We start from the raw sequence: 23,598 nt of genomic DNA on the forward strand, positions 1-23,598 counted from the left end.
GCCAGCCAGGCCGGGACACAAGCCGACGCCCAAAAGAAAAACCCCTCGGGGCACGAGGCCGCGAGGGGTTCTGCGTCAGCGCAAGCGCTCAGGCGATAGACGAATCAACCCGCCTTCGCCAGCAACAACGCATTCGTGCGCTTCACGAAGCTCGCCGGATCTTCGAGCGCGCCGCCTTCCGCGAGCAGCGCCTGGTCGAACAGCAGATGGCACCAGTCGCCGAAGTTCGCGCTATCCGTATGCAGCGCCTTCACCAGCGGATGCTCGGGGTTCACTTCCAGGATCGGCTGCATGTCCGGCGCCGACTGCCCCGCTGCCTTGAGCATACGTTGCAGATAGCCGCTCATGTCGCCTTCGTCGGCCACGAGGCACGACGGCGAGTCGGTCAGGCGGAACGTCAGGCGCACGTCCTTCGCCTTGTCCTTGAGCGCTTCCTTCATCTGCTCGACGAGCGGCTTGAACTCTTCGCCCACCTTTTCCTGCTCGGCCTTTTCGGCGTCGTCGAGCGCACCCAGGTCCAGGTCGCCGCGCGCCACGCTCGCGAGCGGCTTGCCGTCGAATTCGTTGAGGAACGACAGCATCCATTCGTCAACGCGATCCGTCAGCAGCAGCACTTCCACGCCCTTCTTGCGGAACACTTCCAGGTGCGGGCTGTGGGTCGCGGCCAGCCAGGTGTCGGCCGTCACGTAGTAGATCTTCGACTGCTCGGGCTTCATGCGCGCGACGTAGTCGGCGAGCGACACGTTCTGCTGCGCCGTGTCGTTATGCGTCGAGGCAAAACGCAGCAGCTTCGCGATGCGATCCTTGTTGGCGTGATCTTCGCCGACGCCTTCCTTGAGCACCTGGCCGAACTCGCCCCAGAAGGTCGCGAACTTCGCCTTGTCTTCGTCCGACGCTTCGGCATCGGTTTGCGCCGACGCCAGCTCTTCCAGCATCGACAGCGCGCGCTTGGTCACGCCGTCGCGGATCGCCTTCACGTCGCGGCTTTCCTGCAGGATTTCGCGCGACACGTTCAGCGGCAGATCGGCCGAATCGACCACGCCCTTCACGAAGCGCAGGTAGTTCGGCAGCAGCTGCTCGGCGTCGTCCATGATGAAGACGCGCTTCACGTAGAGCTTCAGGCCGCTCTTGTGGTCGCGGTTCCACATGTCGAACGGCGCGTGCGCCGGCACGTAGAGCAGCTGCGTGTATTCGCTGCGGCCTTCGACGCGGTTATGCGTCCAGGCGAGCGGGTTCTGGTGATCGTGCGCGAGGTGCTGATAGAACTGCTGGTACTGCTCGTCGCTGATCTCGCTCTTCGAACGCGTCCACAGGGCGCTCGCCTGGTTGATGGTCTCGAATTCGTCCTTCGTGACCATCTCGCTCTTTTCGGCGTCCCATTCTTCGGCCTTCATTTCGATCGGCAGGCCGACGTGATCCGAATACTTCTGGATGATCGACTTGAGCTTGTACGACGAGAGCAGTTCGTCTTCGCCTTCGCGCAGATGCAGCGTGATGGTGGTGCCGCGTTGCGCGCGCTCGATCGTGTCGACCGAGAACTCGCCTTCGCCCGCGCTTTCCCAGCGCACGCCTTCGCTCGTCGGCAGGCCGGCGCGGCGGCTTTCGACCGTGATTTTGTCCGCGACGATGAAGCCCGAGTAGAAGCCCACGCCGAACTGGCCGATCAGCGCGGCGTCCTTCTGCTGGTCGCCCGAGAGCTTGCCGAAGAATTCCTTGGTGCCCGAGCGCGCGATCGTGCCGAGGTTCGCGACGGCTTCATCGTGGCTCATGCCGATGCCGTTGTCCTCGATCGTGACGGTGCGCGCCGCCTTGTCGAAGCCCACGCGAATGCGCAGGTTCGGATCGTTCTCATAGAGCGCGTTGTTTTCGAGCGCTTCGAAGCGCAGCTTGTCGGCCGCGTCCGAGGCGTTCGAGACGAGTTCGCGCAGGAAAATTTCCTTGTTGCTGTACAGCGAATGGATCATCAGGTGCAGAAGCTGTTTCACTTCGGCCTGAAAGCTCCTGGTTTCTTGTGCCATGCCCGGTTGTCCTCTTTCGTTGCAGTTGCAGTGCAGATCAGTCGATTTTCAGGTCGCGCGCGGGAAGGACGTTGCCTGCCCGCGCTCGACGCATTGCCCGCCCATTTGGGGGCGGGCGGTGTCTTTTCAAGTAGGAATTACAGCGCGGATTCCGGCGGGATTTCAGCCGCGTCGCGCCACGCCGTCCAGATAGCCGCTGAGAAAGCCCGGCAGCGCCGGATCGGCGCAGTTCGCGATGTTAAAGCGCATCCAGGTCGTAGGCGACTGATGCGGCGAGAACAGGCTGCCCGGCGTCAGCAGGAAACCCGCTTCGTGGCCCGCCGCCGTGAGGGCATCGGCGTCCACGCCGGTGTCGGCCCACAGGAACATGCCCGCGCCCGGCGCCGCGAAGAGCTTGCAGCCGGTGCGCTCCAGCATCCGCGCGGCCTTGTCGCGCACGGCGTCCAGGCGGGCGCGCAGGCGCTCGACGTGGCGCCGGTAGTGGCCTTCGGTGAGCACCCGAAACAACACGCGCTCGTTGAGCTCGGGGCTCGTCATGCCGACCAGCATTTTCTGGTCGGCGACCGCCTGCGCCACGTCGTTCGCGCAGGCGATGTAACCCACGCGCAGGTTGGGCGCGAGCGTCTTCGAAAAGCTGCCGAGGTAGATCACGCGGCGCAGCTGGTCGAGGCTCGCGAGGCGCGTCGCCGGATAGCCCGACGGGCACAGATCGCCGTAGATATCGTCTTCGACGACGATGAAGTCGTACTGCTCCGCCAGCCGCAAGATGCGGAACGCCTGGGCCGCCGTCAGCGAAGTCCCCGTGGGGTTTTGCAGCACGGAGTTGATGACGAGCATCTTCGGCCGCCAGGTCTCGACCAGCGCTTCGAGCGCGTCGAGGTCGGGGCCATCGGGCGTATACGGCACGCCCACGAGGCGCGCGCCCTGCGAGGCGAAGCGCCCGAACATCTGGAACCAGGCCGGATCGCCGACGATCACTGTGTCGCCGGGCTGCACGTAGATGCGCGCGAGCAGGTCGATCGCCTGGGTGATGCCCGACACCAGCACGATCTGCTCGGGCGTCGCGCCGATCTCCATTTCGGCCATGCGCGTCTGCAACTGCTGGCGCAGCGGCAAAAACCCTTGCGGCGAGCCGAAGCCGAGCAGCTGCGAGCCGCTCTGGCGCCCCAGCGAGCGCATCGCGCCCGCAAGCAGTTCGCCATCGAGCCAGCGCGCGGGCAGATAGCCCAGTCCCGGCCCTTTTTCGGGATGCGTCGACTGGTGGAGCATGTTGCGCAGCAGCCAGACGACGTCGATGGTCGGCGGCTGGTGCGCCTCGACGGCGGCGACGCCATCGGCGGCCGCCGCGGCGCGGCGATCCATCGGCGTCACGGAGGCGACGGCGGCCAGCCGTTCGCGCACGAAAAAACCCGAACCGCGCCGCGAATCCAGGTAACCCTGGGCGACGAGACGCTCATAGGCTTCGACCACGGTAAAGCGCGACACGCCCTTGTCGAGCGCGAGCTTGCGGATCGACGGCATGCGCATGCCGGGGCGGAACACACGCTCCTCGATGCGGCGGCGGCCCCACTGCACGAGCTGGTCGACCAGCGTGACGGTGGCTGCGTCGTGCGGGGCGGGAATCTGGTCAAGCGGGACGGACGACATGGCGGCTCCAACTGTACCGAACACTATCGGGCCGATTGTACCGTTACTGTCCGCGACCATACCGGTACATTTGATCGCATGCGTACCGGTATGCTTTCCGGTTCCACCGACTTCCCTGCCCTGCCCCATGACCGCCACGCCGCTTCGCCTCGATCATCTCGTTGTCTGCGCCCGCACGCTGGAAGAAGGCGTCCAGTATGTCGCCGACAAGCTGGGCGCGACGCCCACGGGCGGCGGTGCGCATCCGTTGATGCGCACCCACAATCGCCTGCTCGGTCTGTGGGGCGGCGCGTACCTGGAAGTGATCGCGGCAGACCCCAACGCGCGCGGCGCGGCCTCGGCGCAAACGCCCGGACAGTCCGGCCGCGCGCGCCTGTTCGCACTCGACGATCCGCATGTGCAGGCCAGTCTCGAAAAAGGGCCTTATCTGTCGCACTGGGTCGCGCGCGTCGAGCCGCCTAAGGATCTCGCCCGCTGGCGCGCGCAGTATCCGCAACGCATCCCCGAACTCGTGCCGATGACGCGCGGCGACCTCAGCTGGCAGCTCAGCGTGCCGCTCGACGGGTCGTTCCCGCAGTGGCAAGGCGCGGGCGACGGCATGCTGCCCTCGCTGATCCAGTGGGACACGCCGCGCCATCCGTCGCAAACGCTCGCCGACACCGGTATCGCGCTGCGCGCCCTCACCGCGTATCACCCGCAAGCGCAGGCGCTGCGCGAGCAGCTGGAGTGGCTGGGCGCGGCGCATCTGATCCACGTCGAAGAATCCTTGAGTCCTGCGCTCGTCGCGCAGTTCGAAACCCCGTCGGGAACGCGATCGCTCGGCGCGCCCCGCACTCTGGTCTGACGAGCGCGAATCACCACACCATGAAAGCACGTGAAACCCAGGGCATGCTGCTCGGCCTCGTCGGCGTCATGATCTTCAGCCTGACCCTGCCGATGACGCGCATCGTCGTCCTCGAATTCCACCCGCTGCTCAACGGCCTCGGGCGCGCGCTCGCCGCCGCCGTGCCCGCCGCGCTGCTGCTGTTTATCCGCCGCGAAAAGTGGCCCAACCGGGCGCAGGTCAAGAGCCTCGCGGTCGTCTCGCTGGGCGTGATCGTTGCCTACCCGGTGTTTTCCGCGTGGGCGATGAAGAGCGTGCCCGCCTCGCACGGCGCCATCGTCAACGGCCTGCAACCGCTCGCCGTGGCGATCTACGCCGCGTGGCTCTCGCACGAACGCCCGTCGAAGGCGTTCTGGGTCAGCGCGCTGATCGGCAGCGCGCTGGTGGTGGCGTTCGCGCTTCAGGCGGGCGGCGGCGCGCTGCACGCGGGCGACGCGTGGATGCTGGTGGCGGTGGGCATCGGCGCGCTCGGTTATGCCGAAGGCGCGCGTCTCGCCCGCCAGCTGGGCGGCTGGCAGGTGATCTGCTGGGCGCTGGTGCTGTCTGCGCCGTTCCTCGTGCTGCCGGTCGGCTGGCTCGCGTGGGCGCATCACGTCGCGCATCCGGAACCGGTCGCGCTCAAGACATGGCTGGCCTTCGGCTACGTCACGCTGTTCTCGCAGTTCATCGGCTTCTTCGCCTGGTATGCGGGCCTCGCCATGGGCGGCACGGCGCGCGTGGGCCAGGTTCAGCTGCTGCAGATTTTCTTCACGATGGCGTTCTCGGCGCTCGTGTTCGGCGAGCAGGTCGCGCCCTCGGCATGGCTCTACGCCGCCGCCGTGATCGCGACGGTCGTCGTGGGCCGCCGCGCCGCGATCCGCACCGCGCCCGTACCGGCGCGCGCTTGAGCGGTTTTCGCGTCATAATCGAAGGTTTCGGTGGTCGCAGGTCTAGCCTGCGACCGCTAGTAGATACACCCAGATACACCCGGATTCACTCGCCCGACCCTAAAAAGGAGACCCCATGGACCAAAGCGATCTCAAAGCCGCCCCCGCGTGGCAACTGTCCGAGCGCGCAATCAAGCTGACCAGCTCGGCGATTCGCGAAATCCTGAAGGTCACCGAACGGCCCGAAGTCATCTCGTTCGCCGGCGGCCTGCCCGCCCCGGCCAGCTTCCCGGCCGAGGAAATGCGCGCCGCCGCCGACCGCATCCTGCGCGACGATCCGTCGGGCGCGCTGCAGTACAGCGCGACCGAAGGCTACATGCCGCTGCGCGAATGGGTCGCCGAGCGCCACTCGGTAGGCGGCGCGAAGGTGCGCCCGTCGCAGGTGCTCATCACCACGGGCTCGCAGCAGGCGCTCGACCTGATCGGCAAGGTGCTGGTCTCGCCGGATAGCCCCGTGCTGGTGGAAACGCCCACGTACCTGGGCGCATTGCAGTCGTTCTCGCTTTACGAGCCGAACTACGTACAGGTTCCGACCGACGAAAAAGGTCTCGTGATCGAAGGCCTCACGCCTGAAATGACGGCCGGCGCGCGCCTGCTCTACGCCATCCCCAACTTCCAGAACCCGACGGGCCGCCGCCTGCCGCTCGAACGCCGTCAGGCGCTCGCGGCCTTCGCGCAGACGGCGCCGTTCCCGGTGATCGAGGACGATCCCTACGGCGCGCTCCTCTACGCGGGCGAGCCGCTGCCGACGGTGCACTCGATGGCGCCGGATCACGTCGTGCATCTGGGTTCGTTCTCGAAGGTGCTGGCTCCGGGCCTGCGCGTGGGCTACATCATCGCGCCCGAAGAACTGCACTTCAAGCTCGTGCAGGCCAAGCAGGCCACCGACCTGCACACGCCGAGCTTCACCCAGCGCATCGTCCACGAAGTCGTGAAGAACGGCTTCCTCGACACGCATATCCCGAAGGTGCGCGCGCTCTATCGCGACCAGTGCGAAGCGATGCTCGACTCGCTCACGCGCAACATGCCCGAAGGCGTGAGCTGGAACCGCCCGGAAGGCGGCATGTTCATCTGGGTCACGCTGCCGCAACAGATCGACAGTATGAAGTTGCTGGAAGAAGCCGTCGCGCAGAACGTGGCCTTCGTGCCCGGCGCGCCGTTCTTCGCGCGCGAGCCGCAACTGAACAAGCTGCGCCTCTCGTTCGTCACGGTGCCGCCGGCGAAGATCGAGGAAGGCGTGGCAAAGCTGGCCAAGCTGATCCGCGCGCGCATGTAAGGCCTCGCGCCTCACGCGCAACGTGCACAACCCGCACAACGAATTGACGACCAACCTGTACAAGGACTCCTGAACATGGCTGACATCAACATCTACGACCGTCTCGAACAGCTCGGCATCGAACTGCCGCAGGCCGGCGCGCCCGCTGCTGCCTACGTGATGAGCGCCCAGAGCGGCAACACGGTGTACCTGTCGGGTCACATCGCGAAGAAGGACGGCAAGGTGTGGGCCGGCAAGCTCGGCGACACGCTGTCGACCGAAGAAGGCAAGGCGGCTGCGCGCTCCATCGCGATCGACCTGATCGCCACGCTGCACGCACACACCGGCGACCTGAACAAGGTCAAGCGCATCGTGAAGCTGATGAGCCTCGTGAACTCGACGCCCGACTTCACGGAACAGCACATCGTCACGAACGGCGCGTCGGAACTGGTCGCCGACATCTTCGGCGAAAAGGGCAAGCATGCGCGCTCGGCGTTCGGCGTCGCGCAGATCCCGCTTGGCGCTTGCGTCGAAATCGAACTGATCGCCGAAGTCGAATAAGCGTCCCTCGCTTTTTTCTCGCTTCGCAGTGATCCGGGGCCGCGCCGCAAGGTGCGGCTTTTTTTCGTTCTGGTTTTTCCATCTCGATATTGCCGACCATGACTCTTCGCAGCGTTCGCTTCAAACAGGTCGACGTGTTCACGTCGCAGCCCTTCAAGGGCAATCCGCTGGCCGTGGTGTTCGACGCCGATGCACTCGACACCGCGCAGATGCAGGCCATCGCGCGCTGGACGAATCTGTCCGAGACCGCGTTCCTGCTCGCCCCCACCGACGAGCGTGCGGACTACCGCGTGCGCATCTTCACGACCCAGGGCGAGTTGCCGTTTGCAGGCCATCCGACGATTGGGTCGGCGCATGCTTTCCGCGACAGCGGCCGCACGCCGAAGACGCCGGGCCGTCTCGTGCAGCAATGCGGCGCGGGTCTCGTCGAACTCGCGCAGCAGGTCGCGGCGGGCGAAGGCGTTGTGGAGCAATGGGCATTCGCCGCGCCGCCCGCCAAGGTCACGCCGCTGCCCGCCACGCAATACGACGCCCTGCGCGCGGCGCTACGTTCGGACGCCATCGACTTCGAGGCTCAACCGTGCGGCGTCGATAACGGCGCGCCGTGGATCGTCGTGCGCATGGCCAGCGCGCAGGACGTGCTGGCACTCGACATCGACTACGAAGCGCTAGCCAAGGTTGCGGCGAGCGTCGGCGGGCACGGTCTGGCGGCTTACGGCCCGCACGCCGCCGACGGCCCCGCCACGTTCGAAGTGCGCTGCCTGATGACGGGCCTGGGCAAGGGCGAAGATCCGGTGACTGGCAGCGCCAACGCCGCCATCGCACTGTTGCTCGCGCAGCAGAATCGACGCCCCGGCGATCGCTACACCGTGCGCCAGGGCACCGTCATGGGCCGCGATGGACGCGTCTCGGTGAGCTACGACGACGCGGCCGGGAAGATCTGGATTGGCGGCGCGGCGCTCACCGTCGTCGACGGTTCTATCCAGCTCGCATGAATTGGCGCGCAGCGAACGCTACATCCAGGCATAAACTGACGCGTCGCCGCCACACGATTTAACATTCGGCCGGCGGCGCGCCCGGGCACGCGCATTGCGCGATGCGCCGCCGCCCGCGTCCCTACGGGGGCGGCGCTATGCCGTCTCTCGCATCTATGCCCGGCACATCAAGCGCCGACATACCGCGTCCCGCGACTCGCGTATACCCGAGGGGGGACCGCTTCCTTAATCATTCCTCAACCATTAAGATCAAAACATCGGACGCAAAACAGGCGTCCGCCGTGACTTTATTTCCGCGCGTCTCGCGCTCCTTCCGTAGCCGTTTCGCATCCGATGCCGCCGATCCAACCGAGCGCCTTATTGTCGTCCCGGCCGCCGCATCTGCGGCGCGGCAACCCGCACGCGCGGCTGGCCAGATGAGCACGAACTGGCGCCCCTTCACGCGCGACCCCAGCCTGCGCGGCGCGCCCGGGCCCGCCTACACGCGCCCGCGCACGCTGCTGGCGATCCCGCTGCTGGGCGTACTGGTGCTGGTGCTGCTGTGGGCCGTGATCTTCACGCGCCTCTCGGTCGAAAAAGAAGCCACGCTGCGCGAGGCGACCGCCTCTGCTGCCATCCTGTCTGCGGCGCTCGAACAGCACACCGTCAAGGCGATCCACCAGGTCGACCAGATCACGCGCTTCGTAAAGTACGAGTTCGAGAAGTCGCCCGATCATTTCAATCTCGCCACCACGGTTGAAAAAGGCGTGGTGCAGAGCGACTCGCTCGTGCAGGTGTCGATCATCGACGAGCACGGCAGGCTGGTCGCCAACACCGCCGACCCCAATCCCAAGCCCATCGACCTCTCCGATCGCGAGCACTTCAAGGTGCACGAGCACGAGAACGACGACCAGCTCTTCATCAGCAAGCCCGTGCTTGGCCGCGTGTCGGGCCACTGGACTTTGCAGATGACGCGCCGCCTCAACCATCAGGACGGCTCGTTCGCGGGCGTGGTGGTGGTCTCGGAAGATCCCGGCTATTTCACGAGCGACTTCTACAACAACGCGGCGATTGGCCGTGACGGCGTGATCGCCGTGATCTCGGACACCGGCGCCGTGCTCGCGCGCCGCACCGGCAACGCCGACCGCGCAGCGGGCGCGTTCTCCGCCAGCGGCAGCTACCCGATCTCGGAGCATGTGTCGGGCACCTACGTCGATCCGATCGATCACGTGACGCGCATCGTTTCCTATCGTCATATCGACGGCTATCCGCTTGCAGTGCTGGTCGGTCTTTCGCAGGCCGAAGAATTCGCCGACTACAACCACACGCGCGACGTCTACCTGATGATGGCGACGTTCATCTCGCTCGCCATGCTATCGTTCTTCGCGGTGGCGACGGGCCTGATCGGCAAGCTGCTCGGGCGCGAGCGCGAGATGTCGCAACTCGTGCAGTACGACCTGCTCACCGGCCTGCCCAACCGCTACGCCACCTTGCAGCGGCTGCGCCACGAAGTCTCGCAGCCGGGCAACCTCGGCAAGCTCGCGATTCTCTTTATCGACCTCGACAACTTCAAGACCGTCAACGACACGCTCGGCCACAACGCGGGCGACATCGTGCTGCAGATGAGCGCCGCGCGACTCGCCGATGCCGTGGGCGGCGCGGGCACGCTCGCGCGCATCGGCGGCGACGAGTTCGTGGTGATCGTCAAGGGCGACGAGATCGAGAAGCGCGCGAGCACGCTCGCGGAAACCACCAACGCTGCCTTCACGCATCCGTTCGACGTGCGCGGCAGCGCCTTCGTGCTGCACGCGAGCACCGGCATTGCGCTGTTCGCCGTGGCGCACGAAAGCGAAATCGACCTGCTGAAAAAAGCCGATCTCGCGATGTACGCCGCCAAGGAAGCGGGCCGCAACTGCTTCCGCTTCTACTCGCCGCAGCTCGCGCATCGCGCCGATCATCTGATGAAGTGGGAGCAGCAACTGCGCGTGGCGCTGGCCGAAGGGCAACTGTTCCTCGCCTATCAGCCGAAAATCGATCTGCGCCGCCGCTGCATTACCGGCTTCGAGGCGCTGGTGCGCTGGAACCATCCGCAATACGGCCTGATTCCCGCCAGCGAATTCATTCCGGTGGCCGAATCGACGGGCCTGATCGTGCCGGTGGGCGACTTCGTGATCCGCACCGCCTGCGCGCAACTGGCGCTGTGGCAGCAGCAAGGCTTCGAGACGCTTTCGCTGGCGATCAATATTTCGGCGGTGCAATTCTGGCGTGGCGACCTCTACGAAACGATCTCGCACGCCATCGAGGAAACCGGCATCGCCGCGCACAAGCTCGAACTCGAAATCACCGAGACCGCGATGATGGAGTACCCGGAACTGGTCTCCGAAAAGATCTTCGCCTTGAAGCGCCTGGGCGTGCGCGTGGCGCTCGACGACTTCGGCACGGGATATTCGTCGTTGTCCTACCTGAATCGCTTCGCGGTGGACACGCTCAAGGTGGATCGCTCGTTCGTGCAGGCGATTCCCGCCGATCGCAGCGTGTGCGTGATGGTGTCGGCGATCGTCAACCTGGCGCGCTCGCTGGGCCTGACCGTCGTGGTGGAAGGCACCGAGACCGAGGAACAGATCGCGTGGCTCGCGGCGCTGGGCCCAATCGAGGCGCAAGGCTTCCTGTTCTCGCGCCCCGTGCCGGTGGAAGGCGTGCCCGCGCTGATCGAGCGCTTTGGCGTGTGCGGCGCGTCGCCCGACGACGCCGGCGAGCAGCGCAACGAACGCCTGAGCGACGCGCAGCAATCGCGTTAAAAAGGGCAGCGCGCCGCGCTGCCCTGTCGCTATCGATAACGCTTATCGCGACCTTCCCCCCATAAAGCCGCCGAAGAACGCACGCGCGTTGTCTTCGAGGCTTTCGAGGTGGTAGCCGCCCTCCTGCACGATCACCGACGGCAGATCGAGCGCGCCAATCGCCTGCCCCAGCTTGCCGAAGCCTTCGGTGCTCACCGCCACCTTCGACTGCGGATCATCCTTGTAGATGTCGAAGCCGAGCGCGAGCACCAGCGCATCGGGCTGGAAGCGCTTGAGCACGCGCAGCGCCGCGTCCACCTGGTCGAAGAACTGCGCCTCGCTCGCACCGTGCGGCATCGGCAAGTTGACGTTGTAGCCTTCGCCCTCGCCCGCGCCGCGTTCTTCCTCGTAACCCGCGACGACCGGATAGAAGTTGGTCGGGTCGCCGTGGATCGAGATATAGAGCACGTCGTCGCGGCCGTAGAAGATCTCCTGCACGCCCTGGCCGTGGTGCATGTCGGTGTCGAGGATCGCCACGCGCTTGAAGCGGCTGCGCAACGACTGCGCCGCAATCGCCGCATTGTTCAGGTAGCAGAAGCCGCCTGCCGCGTCGGCGCGCGCATGGTGGCCGGGCGGGCGGCTGATCGCATAGCTCTCGCGTGCGCCTTCGTTCACGCAATTAGCCGCCGCCAGCGCGCTTTGCGCCGACCAGTACGCCGCGCGCCACGTGTTCGCGCCGACCGGGCAGCTGCCATCGGCGAGGTAGCGCGCCGCCTGGGCCAGCACGCCGCGCAGCGGGTTCGGCTCGCGCACGAAGATGTTCGACATCACTTCGTCGCCCCAATCGTCGGGCATGCGCTTCCAGTCCGCGTGCGCCTCTTCCAGGAAGCGCAGGTAGTTCATGTCGTGCACGGCCGCGAGCGGCGCCGTGCCGAAGTCGGCCGGCTCGCGCACGTCGAAGTCGAGCGAGCGCGCCGCCGCAACGAGGCGCGTGGCGCGCTCGGGCACTTCCTGCGGCTCGCGCATCTGGCCGCGCGAGAGATAGGTGCGCGGGTGGTGCAGCAGCTGTTCGGGATGGAACCACGTCTTCATAGTTTGTTCTCCTTGCGTTTTTCTGGCAGCACTCGGGCCGCAATCAGGCCGCAATCAGGCCGCAATCAGGCAGCCACGGCCTGCGGCACGCGCACGCCCGCGCGCGCGGCGACCGCGTTGAGCAGCACGTTGGTGCCCGCCGTCACGTCTTCGGGCAGCGCGTCTTCCGCTTCGTTGTGCGAGAGGCCGTCGACGCACGGGATAAAGACCATTGCCGTCGGGCAATAGCGCGCGAGGTGAATCGCGTCGTGGCCCGCACCGCTCACGATGCGCTCGTTCGAGTAACCGAGACGCTCGACCGCATCGGCGACCAGCGCGACGCAGGCCGGATCGAACGGCGTCGCCGGGCTCGTCCAGCAATGCGCGATGCTCGTGCCGAGCCCGCGCGTGCCGCCCACGGCCGCGCACACCGCGCGCAGGTCACGCTCCATCGCATCGAGCTGGGCATCGTCGGGATGGCGCAGGTCGACCGTGAAGGTCAGGTTCGCGGCGATGGTGTTGCGCGACGAATTCGCAATCTGCATCTGGCCGATCGTCACAAGACCAAGCGGTGCGTAACGCGCCATCACGCGCTCGATTTCCAGCGCCATCTGCGCCGCGCCGAAGAAGGCGTCCTTGCGATAGCGCATCGGCGTCGTGCCCGCGTGCGCCGCCACGCCCGTCACGTTGACGTCGAACCAGCGGATCGCCTGGCCGCCCGTGACCACGCCGATCGTCGTGCCGTTGGCTTCGAGGATCGGGCCTTGTTCGATATGCGCTTCGAAGTAGCTGTCGACGGCCACGCCTTGTACCGGCTTCGTGCCGCGCGCGCCGCACGTATCGAGCGCTGCGCCGAGCGTCACGCCATCGGCGTCTTCGCGCGCGAGGGCGTCGTCCAGCGTCATCGCGCCCGCGAACACCGCCGAGCCCAGCATCGCAGGCGTGAAGCGCGCGCCCTCCTCGTTCGTCCACGAGCAGATTTCGATGGGCTTTTCCGTGGTCGCGTTGACGTCGTTGAGCGCGCGCACCACTTCCAGCGCCGCCAGCACGCCGTAGACGCCATCGAAGCGCCCGCCTTCCGGTTGCGTGTCGAGGTGGCTGCCCATCAGCACGGGCGCGGCGTTGGCATCGGTGCCCGCGCGCCGCGCGAACAGGTTGCCCACGGCGTCCGTCCACACCGTCATGCCCGCTTCGCGGCACCAGCGCGCGAATAGTTCGCGGCCCTGACGGTCTTCTTCGGTGAGCGCGAGGCGGCGCACGCCGCCGCCCGCCGTCGCGCCGATGCGCGCCATTTCCGTGAGGCTCACCCACAGACGCGGGCCGTCGATTTGCAAGAGGTCTTTCATCGGTTGTTCCGTTTAGATCGAATCATGGGTTGCGTGCAGGCACGCAGATTCAGTGCGAGCTCAGCGCCCGGGTCGCGGCTTCGTCGTGCGCGTGCTGGCTGCGGCGCGCGTCGAGCGCGACGATGCACAGCAGCGAGATCGCCGCGAGGCACGTGTAGAACACGGCGAGCGGCCACCACTGCCCCGCGTAGCGATGCGCGAGCCAGGTGCCGACGAGCGGGGTCAGGCCGCCCGCAATCGCGCCGCACACCTGGTACGACAGCGAGATCGCGGAATAGCGCACCCGCGTGGGGAACACGCCCGACACAAAGCCCGCGATCACCGAGTAGTAGCTCGCCATGCAGACCACGGCGATGGCGATGCCCACCACCATCGGCACGACATGGCCGCTTTGCACGAGCACGAACATCGGATACGGCGAAAGCATCGCGCCAATGGCCGCGAGCTTGAGGAAGCGCGCGCCGCCCAGACGCTCGGCGAGCCACGCTGCAAGCGGCTGCGAGAAGAACTGGATGAAGGCGACGACGAACAGGCAGTCGAGAATCATCGAGCGCGTGATGCCGACGTACTGCGTCGTGTACGCGATCATGAAAGTGTTGGTGAAGTACACGCCCGCGATGCCGATGGTGTTCGCGCCGATGCACAGCAGCACGAGTCCCCAGGACGAGCTGAACACTTCGGCAATCGGCAGCTTGGCGGTGCGGCGCTGATCCTTGAGCTGCTCGAACTCGGGCGACTCGTTCACGCCAAGTCGAATCATGATGCCGACGATCAACAGCACGGCGGAAACGAGGAACGGCAGGCGCCAGCCCCACGAGAGGAAATCAGCCTTGTCGAGCGAGGTGACCGAGCGGAACGCCAGCAGCGACAGGATCAGGCCCGCAGGCGAGCCCAGTTGCGCGAACGAAGCGAAGAAAGTGCGGCGGCCTTCGGGCGCGTGTTCGCCGGCCATCAGCACGGCGCCGCCCCACTCGCCGCCCACGGCGATGCCCTGCACCACGCGCAGCAGCACCAGCAGCACGGGCGCGAGCGCGCCTACCTTTGCGTACGACGGCAGCAGCCCGACGCACACGGTCGCCACGCCCATCATCATGAGCGTGGTCATCAGCGCCTTCTTGCGGCCGATGCGGTCGCCCAGATGGCCGAAGATCACGCCGCCGAGCGGCCGCGCGAAAAAGCCCACCGCGAACGTGGCGAACGAGGCCATCGTGCTGACGAAGCGGTCTTCCGACGGGAAATACAGTTCGCCGAATACGAGCGCGGCGGCCGTGGCGTAAATGTAGAAGTCATACCACTCGATCATCGTGCCGATGAACGCCGCGGCGGCGGCGCGTACGGGCTGCCGGGCGGTAGCGTGGGGTTGGGGGCTGGCCATGGGTGAGTCTCCTTCGGGCGCGTGCGGTATTTGGTCTGGCTTTAATTCATGGCGAACGCGTCTGGGAAGTCAGTTGAAAGCGCGTTCGAGAGCGCATTCGCCATGCATCCTTTATCGCCAGCCATAAAATATTAGTCAAATTTCGAGTTATTATTCTGCGCATAAATTTGACTAATACCTCGGGCGCACGCGCGTCCATCCGGCGTTCTGGAGATCCCGCATGCGCACCGACACCACCCGCTTTCTCAACGACCGGCTCGACTGGAACCTGTTGCGCACCTATCTGGCGATCATGCAGGAGCGCAGCCTGAGCCGCGCCGCCGCGCGCCTCTACGTGACGCAGCCAGCCGTGAGCCAGGCGCTCAAGCGACTGGAGGACACGCTCGGCCGCAAGCTGATCGAGCGGCGCGGCCCGCATTTCGTGCCGACCCAGGCGGGCGAAGAGGTCTACCGGATCGCCAACGACATCTACGGCAACATCTCGCGGCTGGAAACGGAACTGGACGAGCGCACGGCCGACATCACCGGCTCGATTCGCCTGCTCACGGTGAGCCGCATCGAGTCGCGCGTCTACGACGAATTTCTCGCGGAATTCCACGTCGCGTATCCGCGCATCGATTTGCAGATCGAAGTGATGCGCTCGACCGACATCATCTCGTCACTGCTGCAAAAGACGGCGACGGCGGGCCTGAGCCTGTGCCGCACGCCCGTCGACAAGCTGGAGATGCGCTGCTTCCTGCGCCAGCGTTACGCGATTTTCTGCGGCCGCCATCATCGGCTGTTCGGCCTGTCGCAACTGACGATGGAAGACCTGCTAGCCGAGAACTTCGTGTCGTTCACGAGCGACCAGATTGGCGACAGCCTCTCGCCGCTGACGGTGTTTCGCGACCAGCGCGGCTTCACGGGGCGCATCGTGGCGTCGTCGCCGAGCCTGGACGAAGTGCGACGGCTGATCTTCGCGGGCTATGGCATCGGCTGCCTGCCGGAACACACGGTGCGGGACGATCTGGCGCGGCAGCGCCTGTGGCAGTTGCCGCCGGAGGAAGGTCTCGCGGACGTCGATATCCACTTGCTGTGGCATCGCGAACGCAAGATGAATGCGGCCGAAGAAGCGTTCTTCGACGCGATGGAGCGCTGCATGCAGCGTTATGCGCTCGCGCAGCGCCTTTAAAGGACGCCGCGCGAACGTTGTTCCAACAACGACTTCGGTGAAACGACGCGGTCAAAAGCCGCGGTTAAAAGCCGAGCTTGAGAGCTGCGCTTAATACCCGCGCGCCAGCACCGCGACGCCGATCGTCACGATGCCCAGCACGAGGTTGACGACCACGAGGCGGCGCATCGAGCCGACCGCGCGCGCGCCGTCGGGCCACTTCTGCGCCTGCACCGCGCGACGGATGCGCGGAAAGAGCGCAAAGCGGATATGGCCGAACAGCAGCATCATGATGACGCCCAGGCCCGCCATCGCGTGCAGTTGCCAGGTGGCATGGCCGCCGCCGAACTGCATCAGCAGGAAGCCGCCGCTCAGCAGGATCGCGATGATCGCGATGCCCACCCAGTTGAAGAAGCGGCCGAACACCGACTCGATGAGCGGCAGCCGGAGTTGCGGCGAAAGATCTTCAAGCGCGGGGCGCAGGCAGAAATGCGCGAAGACCATGCCGCCGACCCACACGGCGACGCTCAGCAGATGCACAAACAGCGCGAGTTCGATCGCGTGACCCATGCTGGTAATTCCTCGTACGTAAAAGTATCCGGCGCGAGCGCCCATGCGCTCATGCCCGCATCGCACGGACATTTCCATACGATTGGCGCGCGGCATTATTTCATGGCGCAGGAAGCTGCGTGCCGGATGTGTGCACACCGCCAGGGGCGTGCGCTGGCTGGCAAAGCGAACGGCCCTGCCCTTCTTTCAAAGGACACGGGCTGCTCTGGCTGGCTGCGTACTGCGGCAGCGACGCTTCAGGCGCTCAATACACGCTTATTGGCGCGGCAGCACCGGGCGCATGCCCGTGATGACCTTGAGCTTCGAGTCCGGCGCGCGGCCCTTGCGTGCGCGCTTGCCGACTTGCGGCGCGAGCACCGGCCCGGCCATCAGGTCTTCGCCCGGCTTCTGGCCGCGTCCCGTACCGTCGAGCACCACGCCCGCCGCACTGATCGCCAGCGCCTGCAACAAGGTTTCCTTGTCTTCGAGCTGCATCAGCGTGACGCCGCGGCCGCCGCCCGAAAGCGTCTTCATCTCGTCGAGGCCGAACACCAGCAGGCGCCCGCCCGACGACAGACACGCCACCTGGATCGCGTCCGGCACCATCGGCATCGGCGTGAGCGGCACGCAGCCTTCGTCGATCGTCATGAAGGCCTTGCCCGCCTTCACGCGGCTGATCATGTCGCCGATCTTCGCGATGAAGCCGAAGCCGTTGCTCGACGCCAGCAGCAGCGGCTGTTCCGCGCCCGCCGCGAAGTAATGCAGCAGATGCGAACCCGATTCGAGCTCGATCAGCGACGTGACCGGCACGCCGTCGCCACGGCCGCCCGGCAGTTGCGCGACGGACACCGAATACACGCGGCCGTTGCTGCCCCACGCAATCAGCGTGTCGGGCGTGCGGCACTGGAACGCCGCGTACAGGCCGTCGCCGGCCTTGAACGTGAAGCCTTGCTGGTCGAGGCCGTGGCCCTTGAGCGCACGCACCCAGCCCTTCTGCGACACGACCACCGTGACCGGATCGTCCACCACGCGCACTTCGAAGGTCGCGCGCTTTTCCTGCTGGATCAGCGTGCGGCGATCGTCGCCGTACAGCTTGGCGTCGGCTTCGATTTCCTTGACGATGAGGCGCTTCATCGACGATTCGTTGGCGAGCAGTTCTTCGAGCTTCGCCTTCTCGTCGCGCAACTCAGCGAGTTCCTTCTCGATCTTGATCTTTTCCAGCCGCGCCAACTGACGCAGACGGATTTCGAGGATGTCCTCGGCCTGGCGCTCGGACAGGCCGAACGCGCTCATCAGCGCCGACTTCGGCTCGTCCGACTCGCGGATGATGCGGATGACTTCGTCGATATTGAGGAAGACGATCATCCGGCCTTCAAGGATGTGGATGCGGTCGTCGACCTTGGTCAGGCGATGCTGCGTACGGCGCGTGACCGTCGCGAAACGGAAACCGATCCACTCGCCCAGGATCTCGCTGATGCCCTTCTGGCGCGGACGGCCATCGGCGCCGATCATCACCAGATTGAGCGACGCGTTCGATTCAAGGCTCGTGTTGGCGAGCAGCGAATTGACGAACTCGCCCTGGTCGATCTTGCTCGTCTTCGGCTCGAACACGAGGCGCACGGGCGCGTCCTTGCCCGACTCGTCGCGCACGGCGTCCAGCAGGCCGAGCATGGTCTGCTTGTTCTGCAGCTGCTCGGGCGTGAGCGTCTTCTTGCCGAGCTTGAGCTTCGGGTTGGTCAGCTCCTCGATCTCTTCGAGCACCTTCTGGCCCGAGGTATTCGGCGGCAGTTCGGTGACGACCAGTTGCCACTGGCCGCGCGCGAGATCCTCGATCTTCCAGCGCGCACGCACCTTCAGGCTGCCGCGGCCCGACTCATACGCCGCCGCGATTTCCGTTTCGCTCGAAATGATCTGGCCGCCGCCCGGGAAATCGGGCCCCGGCAGGCGCTCCATGATCTCCGCGTGCGAAAGCTTCGGATTCTTGATCATCGCCACAGCCGCCGTCGCCACTTCGCGCAGGTTGTGCGAAGGGATTTCGGTAGCCAGACCGACCGCGATACCGGATGCGCCGTTGAGCAGCAGCATCGGCAGGCGCGCGGGCAGCGTCTTCGGCTCCTGGAACGAACCGTCGTAGTTCGCCATGAAGTCGACGGTGCCCATGTTGATTTCGTCGAGCAGCAGCTTGGCGATGGGCGTGAGGCGCGCTTCCGTGTAACGCATCGCCGCCGCGCCGTCGCCGTCGCGCGAACCGAAGTTGCCCTGACCGTCGATGAGCGGATAGCGCATCGAGAAGTCCTGGGCCAGACGCACGAGCGCGTCGTAGGCCGACTGGTCGCCGTGCGGGTGGTACTTGCCGAGCACATCGCCGACCACGCGCGCCGACTTCACGGGCTTGGCGTTGTCGCCGAGCCCCATTTCGTTCATCGCGTAGAGAATGCGGCGTTGCACCGGCTTCTGGCCGTCGCAGACGTCGGGCAGCGCACGGCCCTTGACCACGCTCACCGCGTAGTCGAGATACGCGCGCTCCGCGTAGTGGCCGAGCGTGAGCGTGTCGCCGCCGTCGGCCGCGCCATTCGCTTCAACAAAAAGATCGTCCATGTTTTTCAGTCAGTCCGTAATCTGTGTGGGCGTATTCACGTAAAAGCGGATCAGATATCCGCTTCGACTTCGTTGCCCTTTTCTTCGAGCCACGAACGGCGCGAAGCCGCTTCGCCCTTGCCCATCAGCATCGTCATGCGCGCGACGGTGGCCTCGTAATCGAGGTCGCCGAGCAGGATGGGCGACAGGCGGCGCGTATCCGGGTTCATCGTCGTGTCCCAGAGCTGTTCGGCGCTCATTTCGCCGAGGCCCTTGAAGCGGCTGATCGACCACTGCGTGTCGCGCACGCCGTCCTTGCGCAGCTTGTCGAGAATCGCTTCGAGCTCGCCTTCGTCCAGCGCGTAGAGCTTCTGCGCGGGCTTCTTGCCGCGCGCGGGCGCGTCGACGCGGAACAGCGGCGGGCGCGCCACGTACACGTGGCCGCGCTCGATCAGCTGCGGGAAATGCTTGAAGAACAGCGTGAGCAGCAATACCTGGATGTGCGAACCGTCGACGTCCGCGTCCGAGAGAATGCAGATCTTGCCGTAGCGCAGGTTCGAGAGATCGACGGTGTCGTCCGGGCTGTGCGGATCAACGCCGATCGCCACCGAAATGTCATGCACTTCGTTGTTGGCGAACAGGCGGTCGCGCTCCGTTTCCCAGGTGTTGAGCACCTTGCCGCGCAGCGGCAGGATTGCCTGATATTCCTTGTCGCGGCCCATCTTCGCGGAGCCGCCCGCCGAATCGCCCTCGACGAGGAACAGTTCGTTGCGCGCGATGTCGGTCGCTTCGCAGTCGGTCAGCTTGCCCGGCAGCACGGCCACGCCCGAGCTCTTGCGCTTCTCGACCTTCTGGCCTGCGCGCGTGCGCGCCTGGGCCTGCTTGATGACGAGATCGGCGAGCTTCTTGCCGTGCTCGACGTGCTGGTTGAGCCACAGTTCGAGCGCCGGGCGCGTGAACGACGACACCAGCTTGACGGCGTCGCGGCTGTTCAGGCGTTCCTTGATCTGCCCCTGGAACTGCGGATCGAGCACCTTGGCCGACAGCACGAACGAAACGCGCGCGAACACGTCTTCGGGCAGCAGCTTCACGCCTTTGGGCTGAAGATTGTGCAGCTCGACAAAGCTCTTGACCGCCTGGAACAGGCCGTCGCGCAGGCCGCTTTCGTGCGTGCCGCCAGCAGGCGTGGGGATCAGGTTGACGTAGGACTCGCGCGTGAGCGGGCCTTCTTCGCACCACGCCACGACCCATGCGGCGCCTTCGCCTTCGGCGAAGGTGTCGTCGTTGGTGCGGCCGTCGGCGTAGCGCTCGCCTTCAAAGAGCGGAATCAGCAGGTCGGCGCCGCCCATGCCTTCGAGCAGGTAGCCGCGCAGGCCGTCTTCGTACTTCCAGCTGAGGCGCTCGCCGGTTTTTTCGTTGATCAGTTCGACTTCGACGCCGGGCAGCAGCACGGCCTTCGAGCGCAGCAGGCGTTGCAGTTCGCCAAGCGGCAGATTGGGCGAATCGAAATACTTCGGATCGGCCCACGCGGTCACGCGCGTGCCGGTCTTCTTTTCGTCGCGCGCGGCGTTGCGCACGGTCAGCGGCTTGACGACGTCGCCGTTCGAGAAGCCGAGTTCGGCGACCTTGCCGTCGCGCCAGACGGTCACGTCGAGGCGCTTCGACAGCGCATTGGTGACCGACACGCCCACGCCGTGCAGGCCGCCCGAGAACGTGTAGGCGCCGCCAGCGGCCTTGTCGAACTTGCCGCCCGCGTGCAGGCGCGTGTAGACGATTTCGACGACCGGCACCTTTTCTTCGGGGTGCAGGCCGAACGGAATGCCGCGCCCGTCGTCCTCGACGGAGACCGACTGGTCTGCGTGCAGCGTGACGGTGATGCGACGGCCGAAGCCACCGAGCGCTTCGTCCGAAGCGTTGTCGATGACTTCCTGGATGATGTGCAGCGGATTCTCGGTGCGCGTGTACATGCCCGGCCGTTGCCGGACGGGCTCGAGGCCCTTGAGCACCTTGATCGACGCTTCGCTATATCCAGCGTTTGCAGCGTTTGACTTCTTCGTTGACATGGTGATCCGCAGGGAGTTGTCCGCACGCTTGTCCACAGAGGCTGTGGACATCTGCGGGGAAAACGCGTTGAGTGTTCAAAAAAACCGTGACGAAACAATGGCATGGACCGACTGCTCGCCAATGCGCCAGGCGCGGCGCGCCAGCCCGGTCGGCCGTATTCGCGAGGTATTGTACTGATTTGGGCCCGCGCGGCAATTTGCTTGGGGGTCGGCCGTTCGGCCAGGGGGCGTTGCGCAACGGGACTCGCGCAGGATGGGCCGCTTGTGGCAGGGGGTTTGGTGCGCGCGAGTCGGCCCTTGGGCGCGGCGATTGGGCCAACCGTTCGTTGCGTGGTTTGCGTCGTGAACGCATCGACGACCGCCGATAAAAAAAGCGGCCCTCACAGGCCGCTTTTCTCGCATCACATCATTTCGCGCGCGACTTCTGCGTTACTTCGCGCGCTACGTCCCGCGTTACTTCCGCTTCGCTTCCAGCTCTTCCCACCGCTCCAGCGCGACGAGCAGTTCCTCGTCGATCTGCGCGTAGCGCTCCGTCAGCCGGGTGGCTTCCTTGCCATCCTTCGCGAAAATCGAACCGTCCTCGATCTGCGCGCCAATGGTCTTCTGCTCCGTTTCCAGCGCTTCGATCTTCTTCGGCAGTTCTTCCAGCTCGCGCTGTTCCTTGAACGACAGCTTCACGCTGCGCTGCGCGTTGCGGCCCGCCGCGCTGTCCTTCGGCGCAGCCGCAGCGGGCGCGGCATCCTTCGGCGCACGCGCTTCGGCGATTTCCTGCGAGCGCGCGCTCTGCGTCTGCCAGTCGGTGAAGCCGCCCACGTACTCGCGCCAGCGCCCTTCGCCTTCCGACGCGATCACCGACGTCACCACGTTGTCGAGGAACGCGCGATCGTGCGACACCAGCAGCACGGTGCCGTCGTAATCGGCGAGCAGTTCTTCGAGCAGTTCGAGCGTCGGGATGTCGAGGTCGTTGGTCGGCTCGTCGAGCACCAGCACGTTCGCGGGCCGCGCAAAGAGGCGCGCGAGCAGCAGACGGTTGCGCTCGCCGCCCGAAAGCGATTTGACGGGTGAACGCGCGCGTTCCGGCGCGAACAGGAAGTCGCCCAGATAGCTCATGACGTGCTTCTTCGCGCCGTTGATCTCGACCCAGTCGCTGCCCGGGCTGATGGTATCGGCGAGCGTCTTTTCGAGGTCGAGCTGCGCGCGCATCTGGTCGAAGTACGCGACCTGGAGGTTCGTGCCCACGCGCACCGTGCCTTCATCGGGCTTGAGTTCGCCCAGGATCAGCTTGAGCAGCGTGGTCTTGCCCGCGCCGTTCGGGCCGACAAAACCAATCTTGTCGCCGCGCATGACCGTGCCCGTGAAGCGGTCGACGATCGTGCGCCCGCCGTAGCTTTTCACGACGTCCGTGAGTTCCGCGACGATCTTGCCGGACTTGTCCCCCTGCGCGACGTCGAGCTTCACATTGCCCTGCACGTTGCGGCGCTCGGCGCGCTCGCTGCGCATCTGCACGAGGCGCGAGATGCGGCCCACGCTGCGCGTGCGGCGCGCTTCGACGCCCTTGCGGATCCACACTTCTTCCTGCGCGAGCAGCTTGTCGAACTTCTCGTTTTCGACGCGCTCGACTTCAAGCTGCAGCGCCTTGCGCTCCTGATACTGCGAAAAATTGCCCGGATACGAGAGCAGCTTGCCGCGATCGAGTTCGACGATGCGCGTCGCCACGCGGTCGAGGAACGCGCGGTCGTGGGTGATGAACAGCAGGCTCGAACGCTGCGAAACCAGCAGCTCCTCAAGCCAGCGGATACCGTCGAAGTCCAGGTGGTTGGTCGGTTCGTCGAGCAGCAGCACGTCGGGCTGCAGCACGAGCGCGCGCGCCAGCGCCACGCGCTTTTGCATGCCGCCCGAGAGTGCGCCCACGCGCGCCTCGCCTTCCAGGCCGATCTGCGCGAGCGTCGTGGCGACGCGCGTGCGCCAGTTCCAGCCATCGGCCGTATCGAGCGACGATTGCAGCGTGTTCATGCGCGCGAGCAGCGCATCGTGTTCGGCGCCTTCGGGCGTTTCCGCGAGCTGGTGCGCGACGGTGTCGTATTCGTCGAGCAGCGCGCGCACGTGCGCGAGGCCCGAGCCGACCGTGTCGAACACCGTGGCGTCGGCGTCGAAATCCGGCTCCTGCGGCACGTAGACGGTCGTGAGATCCTGCTGGCGCGTGACGAGGCCGTCGTCGGGACGGGCGAGATCGGCGACGATCGTGAGCAGCGACGACTTGCCTGCGCCGTTACGGCCGATCAGCCCGACGCGCTCGCCGGCTTCGAGCGAAAAGTCCGCGTGATCGAGCAGCGCGACGTGGCCGAACGCGAGTTGCGCGCCGGAGATGGAATAAAGCGACATGGATGGAAACCGTGGCCTGCGTTGAAGAGCAAGCGCGTATTGTA

Annotated in this window: 16 protein-coding genes; 7 read left to right on the forward strand and 9 right to left on the reverse strand. The window is 65.8% G+C overall.

Annotated elements, in window-relative coordinates; all coding sequences use genetic code 11:
• Positions 1-104: 104 nt before the first annotated feature.
• Entirely contained in the window at positions 105-2,018 is a 1,914-nt protein-coding gene (gene htpG / locus BBA01S_RS11360; RefSeq protein WP_027816545.1) for a molecular chaperone HtpG, read from the reverse strand.
• Positions 2,019-2,180: 162 nt separating this feature from the next.
• Positions 2,181-3,665 (reverse strand): aminotransferase-like domain-containing protein, encoded by a 1,485-nt coding sequence (locus BBA01S_RS11365; protein ID WP_027816546.1) that lies wholly within the window; start codon positions 3,663-3,665, stop codon positions 2,181-2,183.
• Positions 3,666-3,792: 127 nt separating this feature from the next.
• On the opposite strand from BBA01S_RS11365, the gene BBA01S_RS11370 reads away from it, so the two are divergent.
• The 6 genes from BBA01S_RS11370 (at position 3,793) to BBA01S_RS40910 (ending at position 11,062) form a co-directional block, all read left to right on the forward strand.
• Positions 3,793-4,509, forward strand: coding sequence for a VOC family protein (locus BBA01S_RS11370; protein WP_027816547.1), 717 nt, complete (start codon positions 3,793-3,795; stop codon positions 4,507-4,509).
• Between the two features lie 20 nt (positions 4,510-4,529).
• Entirely contained in the window at positions 4,530-5,435 is a 906-nt protein-coding gene (locus BBA01S_RS11375; RefSeq protein ID WP_027816548.1) for a DMT family transporter, read from the forward strand.
• Between the two features lie 115 nt (positions 5,436-5,550).
• Positions 5,551-6,750: an aminotransferase-like domain-containing protein gene (locus BBA01S_RS11380; RefSeq protein ID WP_027816549.1), complete on the forward strand. Its 1,200-nt coding sequence runs from the start codon at positions 5,551-5,553 to the stop codon at positions 6,748-6,750.
• A 75-nt stretch (positions 6,751-6,825) separates the two neighbouring features.
• Positions 6,826-7,290, forward strand: a complete 465-nt coding sequence (locus BBA01S_RS11385; RefSeq protein ID WP_027816550.1) for a RidA family protein — start codon at positions 6,826-6,828, stop codon at positions 7,288-7,290.
• Positions 7,291-7,388: 98 nt separating this feature from the next.
• Positions 7,389-8,285: a PhzF family phenazine biosynthesis protein gene (locus BBA01S_RS11390; RefSeq protein WP_027816551.1), complete on the forward strand. Its 897-nt coding sequence runs from the start codon at positions 7,389-7,391 to the stop codon at positions 8,283-8,285.
• 416 nt (positions 8,286-8,701) lie between these two features.
• Positions 8,702-11,062 (forward strand): bifunctional diguanylate cyclase/phosphodiesterase, encoded by a 2,361-nt coding sequence (locus BBA01S_RS40910; protein WP_042296833.1) that lies wholly within the window; start codon positions 8,702-8,704, stop codon positions 11,060-11,062.
• Positions 11,063-11,104: 42 nt separating this feature from the next.
• On the opposite strand, the gene BBA01S_RS11400 is transcribed toward BBA01S_RS40910, so the two are convergent.
• The 3 genes from BBA01S_RS11400 to BBA01S_RS11410 form a co-directional block, all read right to left on the reverse strand.
• Positions 11,105-12,133 (reverse strand): histone deacetylase family protein, encoded by a 1,029-nt coding sequence (locus tag BBA01S_RS11400; protein WP_027816552.1) that lies wholly within the window; start codon positions 12,131-12,133, stop codon positions 11,105-11,107.
• A gap of 65 nt (positions 12,134-12,198) precedes the next feature.
• The gene (locus tag BBA01S_RS11405; RefSeq protein ID WP_027816553.1) at positions 12,199-13,458 is read right to left on the reverse strand and encodes a Zn-dependent hydrolase; all 1,260 of its coding nucleotides are present in this window, start codon (positions 13,456-13,458) and stop codon (positions 12,199-12,201) included.
• A gap of 49 nt (positions 13,459-13,507) precedes the next feature.
• On the reverse strand, positions 13,508-14,833 hold the full coding sequence (locus BBA01S_RS11410; protein ID WP_027816554.1) for an MFS transporter: 1,326 nt from the start codon (positions 14,831-14,833) through the stop codon (positions 13,508-13,510).
• 220 nt (positions 14,834-15,053) lie between these two features.
• On the opposite strand from BBA01S_RS11410, the gene BBA01S_RS11415 reads away from it, so the two are divergent.
• On the forward strand, positions 15,054-16,004 hold the full coding sequence (locus tag BBA01S_RS11415) for a LysR family transcriptional regulator (RefSeq protein ID WP_027816555.1): 951 nt from the start codon (positions 15,054-15,056) through the stop codon (positions 16,002-16,004).
• A 90-nt stretch (positions 16,005-16,094) separates the two neighbouring features.
• On the opposite strand, the gene BBA01S_RS11420 is transcribed toward BBA01S_RS11415, so the two are convergent.
• The 4 genes from BBA01S_RS11420 to BBA01S_RS11440 all read right to left on the reverse strand — a co-directional run bounded on the left by BBA01S_RS11420 (position 16,095) and on the right by BBA01S_RS11440 (position 23,554).
• A complete protein-coding gene (locus tag BBA01S_RS11420) occupies positions 16,095-16,553 on the reverse strand; it encodes a CopD family protein (RefSeq protein WP_027816556.1) in 459 nt (152 codons plus the stop codon).
• 255 nt (positions 16,554-16,808) lie between these two features.
• Positions 16,809-19,130, reverse strand: a complete 2,322-nt coding sequence (gene parC, locus BBA01S_RS11425; protein WP_027816557.1) for a DNA topoisomerase IV subunit A — start codon at positions 19,128-19,130, stop codon at positions 16,809-16,811.
• A 50-nt stretch (positions 19,131-19,180) separates the two neighbouring features.
• Positions 19,181-21,172: a DNA topoisomerase IV subunit B gene (locus tag BBA01S_RS11430; protein ID WP_027816558.1), complete on the reverse strand. Its 1,992-nt coding sequence runs from the start codon at positions 21,170-21,172 to the stop codon at positions 19,181-19,183.
• 453 nt (positions 21,173-21,625) lie between these two features.
• Positions 21,626-23,554, reverse strand: a complete 1,929-nt coding sequence (locus BBA01S_RS11440; protein ID WP_027816560.1) for an ATP-binding cassette domain-containing protein — start codon at positions 23,552-23,554, stop codon at positions 21,626-21,628.
• Between the last annotated feature and the right edge of the window lie 44 nt (positions 23,555-23,598).

It is taken from the genome of Paraburkholderia bannensis NBRC 103871 (assembly GCF_000685015.1).
GTDB lineage: Bacteria > Pseudomonadota > Gammaproteobacteria > Burkholderiales > Burkholderiaceae > Paraburkholderia > Paraburkholderia bannensis.